Genomic DNA, 8,760 nt, shown 5'->3' with positions numbered 1-8,760 from the left:
TAGTAAGTCGGCGAAACAAAAATTCCGGAATAAACTCAGAAAATTAACTCGTCGCAATCGACCAGGCTCTTTCAAGGATATAGTGAAGGACATCAACCGTGTAACGGTAGGATGGATTAATTACTATAGAATCGGATTTATGAAATCTTTTATGATTAAAATTAAATCGTGGTTGAATCATCGGCTAAGACAATTGATTTGGAAGAGATGGAAGAAAGTATCCACTCGATATAGAAAATTAAAACAACTGGGGATAGAACACGATGATGCACTCAAAATGGCTGGTAGCCGAAAGGCTTACTGGAGGCTCTCGCGAAGTAAAACTTTACATCGTGCCATAACAAATAAGAAGCTCGAACAGTTGTAGAAATTAAAAGATTTAATACTACTGTATGAACGTTAGAGATATTCAAGTTATTGAACCGCCGTATACGAGAACCGTACGTACGGTGGTGTGAGAGGTCGACTAGTCAATTAATGACTAGTCTCCTACTCGATAGTTTCAACGTGGTCAGGCACTTCAAAATATGGGGATTACTGTAAAGCGGATTACAGGAGCCAGCTGAGAGTGCCGAAGCAGGCTCAGATCAGGTAAAGTGAATAAGAGAAGCCGAGTGAGCCTGCTCAGGGTAAACACAGGCAGGTAAACGGGTGAACCTCAGCTATCCCAGTATAAAAAAGCAGACCCTAAGTTCGGCAAAGTCATAACGACATACTAGTGAGCATACTTAAGAGAATACACTAGCACACTGCGATATAGCATAAAACCTTAAATAAAGCCAGATTCTGACTGCTGCAGTCAAGTGTGTTCAATAGTGTATCGTTATCATTGTTTTTATAGTATACTAATTGAGAATCCAGAGTCCAGCATTTAGAGAGCAATGATAAGGGGGCGTACGAATTGAACAGAAAAGATAAGATATATCAGTTCGTCAAATCGGCTAGTAATCAGTTTACAAAAAAAGACATCGAAAACGGGATGGGCATTACAACAAAAGAAGTGTCTGATACGTTAGATATTTTGAGAAGCAATGTCTCCAAAGACCTTAATCTTCTGGTCAGAGAGGGGAAGCTTAAAAAAATAGACGGACGGCCAGTTCGCTTTGTTCCTCTCGAATCGGTTCGTCACCAGCCATTGACAGTACACGTGCCGAGCTATAAAGAAGAAAAGCCTGAACAGAAGGGTGTCACACAGGAAGTCTTTGACTACTCTGTTAAAGAGTCGAGAGATATTTTTCAGTCGATTATTGGAGCAAAAGGCAGCATGAAAAATGCGGTCGATCAGGCCAAGGCAGCTGTTCTTTATCCACCAAAAGGACTCAACACACTTATAACGGGTCCGACCGGATCAGGGAAATCGTTTTTTGCTCACGCCATGTTTAAATTTGCTCAATCACATGAGCTGATCGACCCTGAAAAAGAACTGGTCGTCTTCAACTGTGCGGATTATGCGAATAATCCGGAACTGCTGATGAGTTACTTGTTCGGTTATGCTAAAGGAGCCTTTACTGGTGCGGCATCCGAGAAAGAAGGGCTTATCCAGCAAGCTGACAACAGTATGCTCTTTTTAGATGAAATCCACAGACTTCCACCTGAAGGGCAGGAAATGATTTTCTACTTCATGGATACGGGCAAGTACAGTCGACTTGGGGAAACAGGTAAAAGCCGAGAAGCAAGTGTCAGGATCGTCTGTGCGACAACTGAAGATCCTAAATCAACTTTTCTTGATACCTTCATGAGACGTATACCCATCAATATTCATATGCCATCATTTAAAGAGCGTCCGGTTGTGGAGCAGCTTGACCTGCTGAAACTTCTGACAGGTCTTGAAGCCAATCGAATTCAACGGAAAATCACATTAACAGAGGATGTTGTTAAAGGACTGATTGCCAGTGTAGGATATGGAAACATCGGACAACTCAAATCAACGATACAGTTGGTGTGTGCCAGAGGCTTCGTGAACCAGCTGAGCAAGGAAGAAATCAGTCTGACGGTTAAGGATATTCCGGACAGCATTCAATCACATCTGGTGGGGTTATCCTCCAACCGACAACAGATGACAGAGATGTCAAATTATCTTGAGGCAAAAATAACAGTCAGTCCAAATGAGCCGTTTTATACAATGGAAATGGATGCTTATGAACTGCCGTATAATATTTACGACATCATTGGAGATAAGGCTGCGCTTCTTGAAGCAGAAGGATTGGATCAGGAATCAATCAATCAGTATATCTCCACAGATATCAACGTTCATCTAAAATCTTTTTACCGTAATCACGGCTTTTCGCTTCAGACAGAATCTAAGCTGGCTGACGTCGTTAATAAAGAAGTGATTGAATTTGCTCATCAGATGGCTGCTTTAGTCAATCAGTCACTAAGTGTGAGTATGAAGCAGAACTTCATTTACGCTATGAGTCTTCATATCAGCTCCCTGCTCAATAAGATAAACAGTGGGGAAGAACGGAAGATGAACAGCAGGATACGCGAAATGGCAATGGACTACAGCAAAGAGTATGAGGTTGCATCACTGATCAAAGATAAAATAGGTGAGGTCTTCCAAGTCACTATTTCGGAAAATGAAGTGTATTATCTTACCGTTCTTCTCGTTTCATTGAAGGAAGAAAAATCAGCTGGTGAAATTGGAGTGGTCATTGCCACACATGGGAACTCCACTGCAAGCAGCATGGCCCGTGTAGCAGAAGATCTCTTAAATATAAGAGGCGTGAGTGCCATCGACATGCCTCTGGATATGTCGCCGACAGTCGTTTACGAGCGGATCAGACAGGCAGTGATCGATGTGAACCAGGGCAGCGGAGTTCTACTTCTGGTCGACATGGGGTCGCTGGCGACATTTGAGTCTTCTCTGGAAAAGGATACCGGCATTTTGGTCAGATCGATCGATATGGTCTCAACCCCTATGGTACTCGAAGCAGTAAGAAAAGCGTCACTGGTGGATGCAGACCTTGAACTTCTGCATGAGTCCCTTCTCAAATTCAGTGGCTACTCGAATCACCTTCCGAAAGGTCACACCAATGAAAGAAATCAGGTAGTCAAGCCTCCAATCATCCTAGCCATTTGTGCATCTGGAGAAGGGACCGCCAGGAAAATAAAGGAAATCATTGAAAAACCAATCAAGCAAGGAAACAAGGCAGTTATAGAAGTCAAAACCTGTTCAGTAGTGGATATGGATACGAAAGTAGTTGAATGGAACAAGCATTACTCCATCCTGGCCACGACCGGTGTAGCCGATCCGAAACTTTCAGCTCCATTTATACCGCTAGAGCGGTTCATCGAAGGAGACTCTGAAGCGCTGATAGAAAATATAATCAGTGAGTCCGTCTTATACACTACAGATACTGCCTCTGATGAAACAAAGGCCAGAGAAATGATACAGATCTTTCTGCAGGAAAACTATACCTTTTTAAATCCTGTTAAAGTGCTGGACCCTCTTTGGAAATTTGCTAAAGGCTGTGCCCAGCTCAAAACAGATCATTCAGAAGCCTATGCCTTTCATATCAATCTGATTCTGCATATGGCAGGTGTCATTGAACGGCTGATTCATCAGGATAGCCTGACTTCTTCCGAGACACACCTGTTTGATGTAGAGAATAGTCTGACGAAGGAAGTGGAGCATCTTATCTCAATGCTGGAAAAGGATCTGGCAATCAGCATACCTGAAGAGGAATACAGCTATATCTTATATTTCATTACTAAAGATGAAGGCGAGATTGAAGATATCGATACACTACTTGAAGAGTAACAGCTGAGCGACACACTATTTGAAACACATCAATAGTGTGTCGTTTTAGTGTGTTGCGGAAAACCGTTGATACATAAAGGTTCTCAAGGAATTAAAGTTGGCACACTTCTTGCTTATATAAATTGGAAGAGAAAAACACTACGCTGCACCACTATTTTTCTCAATTTCTAAGTGAAGGGAGAGTGACTCTATATACAGGAGGAGAGGATAAAGGTTAATGGATATCAGGTTACTAAGGATCGATGACCGTCTGATACACGGTCAGGTAGCCACGACATGGGCTAGGTCGACAGGTATAAGTCGCATCGTAGTTGTCAGTGATCAAGTCGCATCAAATCCGCTTCAGAAATTATTATTAAAGCAGGCGGCTCCGCCTGAAATCAAGGCACATGTCATCTCAGTAAAGAAACTGATCGACATTAAAGACCATCCGCTCATGAAGGATGTAAAAGTTCTGCTGTTATTTACTAACCCAAATGATGTAATGACAATTTACAAGCAGGGGGTAGCGTTCGATAGAGTTAATATTGGTGGAATGAAATTCACAGAGGGGAAACAGATGGTCACACATTTCGTTTCAGTTGATCAGCAGGATATTGAGGCGTTTCAGTATCTTGATGAACAGGGTATAGAACTCGAAATAAGAAAAGTCCCTTCAGACCGCAAGCAGCTGCTTATGGAAGTTTTAAAAAAGGGGAACTTTTTGTAAACGATTAATTAGAAATAACGGCATGTCCGTTAGTAGTAGGAGGGAAATAAATGGTAGGAATTATACTAGCAAGCCACGGCGAGTTTGCTGAAGGCATTCTGCAGTCAGGATCTATGATTGTAGGAGAACAGGAAAATGTCAAGGCAGTCACTTTACTTCCAAGTGAAGGGCCAGATGATATTAGAAGAAAAATGGAAGAAGCCATTGCTTCTTTCGAAACAGACGAAGTCCTCTTCCTAGTCGATTTATGGGGAGGTACACCATTTAACCAGGCAAATACATTGTTTGAAGATAAGAAGGATAAATGGGCGATTGTTGCAGGCTTGAACCTGCCTATGCTTATCGAGTCATTTACAGCACGTTTCTCAATGGATAAAGCACACGATATTGCAGCTTCACTGATCGATGTAGCGAAAGACAGCGTGAAAGTGAGACCGGAAAGTCTTCAGCCAGCTGAAAGCAAAGCAGCAACTGCAACTGAAGAACCGTCTAAACCATTGCCAGAAGGCACAGTAGTAGGAAACGGAAGAATCGATATCCGACTGGCTCGTATCGACTCACGTCTGCTACATGGACAAGTGGCAACTGCCTGGGCTAAAGACGTTAATCCGACTCGCATCATTGTTGTATCTGATGATGTAGCTAAAGATGATCTTCGTAAATCACTGATCACCCAGGCTTCACCACCAGGAATCAAAGCAAACGTTGTACCGATCGATAAAATGATCGAAGTATGGAACGATCCGCGATTCGGTAAAACAAGAGCACTGCTCTTATTCGAGAACCCAACTGATGCTCTGCGTGTCATTGAAGGTGGAGTGGAGATTGAAGAGGTCAATGTCGGATCCATGGCTCACTCAGAAGGTAAAGTCATGATCAACAATGTTCTGTCAGTAGATGAAAAAGACGTGGAAGCTTTCAAGAAAATGAGAGATCTTGGCGTGACATTCGATGTCAGAAAAGTACCAGCAGATCAGCGTAAAGATTTGTGGAGCCTGCTCAAGAAAACAAAATACATGAATTAAGATACCTATCAAGGAGGGAAAATAAATATGGACATCATTTCAATCGTATTGGTTGTATTTGTGGCTTTCTTAGCCGGAATGGAAGGAATCCTGGACCAGTTCCAGTTCCATCAGCCGATCGTCGCATGTACATTAATTGGTTTGGCAACAGGAAATCCTACTCAGGGACTTTTACTGGGAGGAACACTTCAGCTTATCGCTTTAGGCTGGATGAACATCGGGGCAGCTGTAGCACCTGATGCGGCACTTGCATCCGTAGCATCTGCTATTTTAGTCACTTATCACGGAGCAGGCGTATCAGAAGGGATCGCATTGGCTATTCCATTAGCAATCGCTGGTCAGGTACTGACTATCTTTGTACGTACATTAACTGTGGCAATCGCACACGCAGCCGACAGAAAAGCAACAGAAGGTTCATTCAGAGCAGTAGAATTCTATCACATCGGAGCGTTGATGATTCAGGGGCTGCGTATCGCTATCCCTGCAGCTATCATTCTTGCTGTATCTCCACAACTCGTAACAAATGCCCTGAACGCTATCCCTGGGTGGCTGACAGGCGGACTGGCAGTTGCCGGTGGAATGATCGTTGCCGTCGGTTATGCGATGGTTATCAACATGATGGCTACACCAAAAATATGGCTGTTCTTCGCTTTAGGATTTGCTCTTTCAGCAATCGGCGAACTGAACCTGATTGCTATGGGTATCATCGGTGTCGTTCTGGCACTTCTGTACCTTCAATTTGCACCTGAATTCAATCAAGGCGGCGGAGGCGGCGGAAACACTTCCGGCGGCGATCCACTTGATGACATTCTGAATGACTATTAAAAAGGAGCGTTGATGAAATATGGCTGAAGAAAGCAAATTCAAATTATCTAAACGAGACCGTTTACGCGTGTTTTGGAGAAGTCAGTTCCTGCAGGCATCTTGGAACTTCGAGCGTATGCAGAACATCGGTTGGGCTTACGCAATGATCCCGGCACTTAAAAAAATGTACACATCAAAAGAAGACCGTTCATTAGCATTGAAGCGTCACCTTGAGTTTTTCAATACTCACCCGTATCTTGCAGCACCTGTACTAGGGGTGACATTGACTCTTGAAGAACAGAAAGCATCCGGTCAGGATATCGATAATGCCGCTATTCAAGGGGTTAAAATCGGCATGATGGGCCCTCTTGCCGGTGTCGGTGACCCTATTTTCTGGGGAACGATCCGTCCGGTACTTGGTGCATTCGCGGCTTCTCTTGCATTAAGTGAAAGCTGGCTTGGACCAATCATCTTCTTCCTGGCATGGAACATTATCCGTATGGCTTTCCTATGGTACTCACAGGAACTGGGATACGTACAGGGGGGTAACATCACTCAGAACCTTGCCGGCGGACTGATGCAGAAACTGACTCAAGGCGCATCTGTACTTGGTATGTTCATCCTTGGTGTTCTGGTTCCAAGATGGACCAGCATGCACTTCCCACTGGTTATGAGTCGAGTAGATGTACCAGCTGATGAAATGGTGAACTTCGGAGCAGTAGCTGAAGCAGCAAACGATGGTGTATTGTCCGGAGACATGCTCCGCGGTGTCGTTCAGGAAATTCAATCTGGACTGAGCATCACTCCAGTTGAAGTGACTACACTGCAGAACACACTGGATGAACTGCTTCCAGGTATTGCACCACTTATCCTGACTCTAGCGTGCGTATGGTTATTACGTCGTAAAGTCAGCCCAATCACAATCATCGCCGGACTGTTCGTACTTGGAACATTAGGTTATGTTGTAGGACTACTTGGATAATCAATAATATATCAAAACAGCTGAGCTCTATATTATAGAGGCTCAGCTGTTTTTGTATGAAAATCTATAAATTCGAAGGTCCCACTCATTTTCTGACTTTCCGCTGAGTAGAAGCAGGGATCGACAGGTTTTTACGGTACTTAGTCACACCTCTTCTGGATAACTGCATACCGGATTCAGCCAGTTTATCCGATAGTTTCTGATCAGATAGTGGGTTTGTTTTATCTTCCTGATCAATCAGTTCTCGGATCTGCTTTTCCAGCTGGTCCTGTGAATCACCACCTGACGTCCTTCTGGATAGAAACGATTTCAGTTCGTAAGTGCCGGAAGGTGTCTGAATATAAGATTCCCTTACTGCCCGGCTTACAGTGGATTCATTCAGCTGAAGTTCCTGAGCCAGATCGTTCAGCTGGAGAGAAGACAGGCCATTATCAGGATTGCGGAAGAAACCAGCCTGGTAACGGGCAATAGCGGTACCGACTCTTAAAATCGTTTCTTTCCTTTTTTCAAGTCCAGCCTGAAGGATATCATACTCCTTCTTCTTTTCTCCTATATACTTAAGAACGGTTCTGTCATCCTGGTGCTTCAGTTCTTCAAAATAGGCCGTATTGAATGTAAGCAGTGGTGTCTTGTATCTCGTTTCAGCTACGCTCACTTCTTCATCGTTTACAGATACAGCCAGCTCTGGAAGAATAAAAGGTGTATAGCTAGTCTGAAATCCTTCTGCAGGAGAGGGAGTGAGCTTCTGTACAAATTTCAGTACCTCCTGGACCTCGGACTCAGAGATAGAGTAGATATCGGCTAGTTCCTTCCATTTCTTCTCTGTAAGCCGTTCAAAATTTTCTTCCAGTATGATATAGGCTGTTGCTGGAGAAAAATCCAGTCGTTCGGTCTGAAGCATCAGACATTCTTTCAGTGAACGTGCACCTATACCAGCAGGATCAAGCTGCTGCAGCAAAGTGAGGGCATCTACCAGTTCAACAGCAGTGGACCCAGTTTCTTCTGCGGCTTCTTCGACAGTTGCAGTCACGTATCCTCTATGATCAAGCTGGTTGATCCACCAGAAAATCAATTCTCTTAAATAAGTGGGACGATAGAGCATTTCGACCTGTTCTTTTAAATGATCATAAAGAGACTGTCTGTGAGCAGCTGTTTCTTCTATAACAGATGAGGTGGTTTTCAGCGCACGCTGGACAAGCTGCTGTTCGGATTCAGGAACATCGATAAGCGGATTACCTATGACCAGTTCATTCAGAAAGGCAGAAAGTTCCAGCCGGTTAAGCTGAAGCAGCTGAACATTCTGAACCAGGTTAGGGATATAAGTTTGCTTCTGTTTCTGTGAAAAATCAGGACGCTGCTGATATGCCATATGGGTCACATCCTTTCACCTTTTATTTTATCACAAACGAGGCTATGTGTAAAATTAATGTCGGAAGAGGGGAAATTCGACCTAGACAAAAAGAAAGAAGACCCTTAATCT

At 43.6% G+C, this 8,760-nt stretch carries 7 protein-coding genes; 6 read left to right on the top strand and 1 reads right to left on the bottom strand.

What is annotated here, in order from left to right; genetic code table 11:
* The 6 genes from ABFX15_RS00750 to ABFX15_RS00725 form a co-directional block, all read left to right on the top strand.
* Positions 1-367: group II intron maturase-specific domain-containing protein (locus ABFX15_RS00750; RefSeq protein WP_346023654.1), on the top strand; the 367-nt coding region annotated here is incomplete at its 5' end.
* Positions 368-901: 534 nt separating this feature from the next.
* Positions 902-3,760: a sigma-54-dependent transcriptional regulator gene (locus ABFX15_RS00745; protein WP_487046869.1), complete on the top strand. Its 2,859-nt coding sequence runs from the start codon at positions 902-904 to the stop codon at positions 3,758-3,760.
* A gap of 217 nt (positions 3,761-3,977) precedes the next feature.
* Positions 3,978-4,469 carry a mannose/fructose/sorbose PTS transporter subunit IIB gene (locus tag ABFX15_RS00740; protein ID WP_346023653.1) on the top strand — a complete coding sequence of 164 codons (492 nt, stop codon included), beginning with the start codon at positions 3,978-3,980 and terminating at the stop codon, positions 4,467-4,469.
* 50 nt (positions 4,470-4,519) lie between these two features.
* Positions 4,520-5,494: a mannose/fructose/sorbose PTS transporter subunit IIA gene (locus tag ABFX15_RS00735; RefSeq protein ID WP_346023652.1), complete on the top strand. Its 975-nt coding sequence runs from the start codon at positions 4,520-4,522 to the stop codon at positions 5,492-5,494.
* A gap of 27 nt (positions 5,495-5,521) precedes the next feature.
* On the top strand, positions 5,522-6,319 hold the full coding sequence (locus tag ABFX15_RS00730) for a PTS mannose/fructose/sorbose transporter subunit IIC (protein WP_346023651.1): 798 nt from the start codon (positions 5,522-5,524) through the stop codon (positions 6,317-6,319).
* A gap of 19 nt (positions 6,320-6,338) precedes the next feature.
* Complete coding sequence (locus tag ABFX15_RS00725; protein WP_346023650.1) at positions 6,339-7,280, top strand: PTS system mannose/fructose/sorbose family transporter subunit IID; 942 nt, start codon at positions 6,339-6,341, stop codon at positions 7,278-7,280.
* Between the two features lie 85 nt (positions 7,281-7,365).
* Here ABFX15_RS00725 and rpoN read toward each other — a convergent pair whose 3' ends face one another.
* Positions 7,366-8,649 carry an RNA polymerase factor sigma-54 gene (gene rpoN, locus ABFX15_RS00720; RefSeq protein ID WP_346023649.1) on the bottom strand — a complete coding sequence of 428 codons (1,284 nt, stop codon included), beginning with the start codon at positions 8,647-8,649 and terminating at the stop codon, positions 7,366-7,368.
* Positions 8,650-8,760: the final 111 nt, after the last annotated feature.

It is taken from the genome of Alkalibacterium indicireducens (assembly GCF_039522005.1).
GTDB classification, from domain to species: Bacteria; Bacillota; Bacilli; order Lactobacillales; family Carnobacteriaceae_A; genus Alkalibacterium; species Alkalibacterium indicireducens.
The sequence above is the reverse complement of the archived record's forward strand: the minus strand, read 5'-3'. Positions and strand labels throughout refer to the sequence as shown.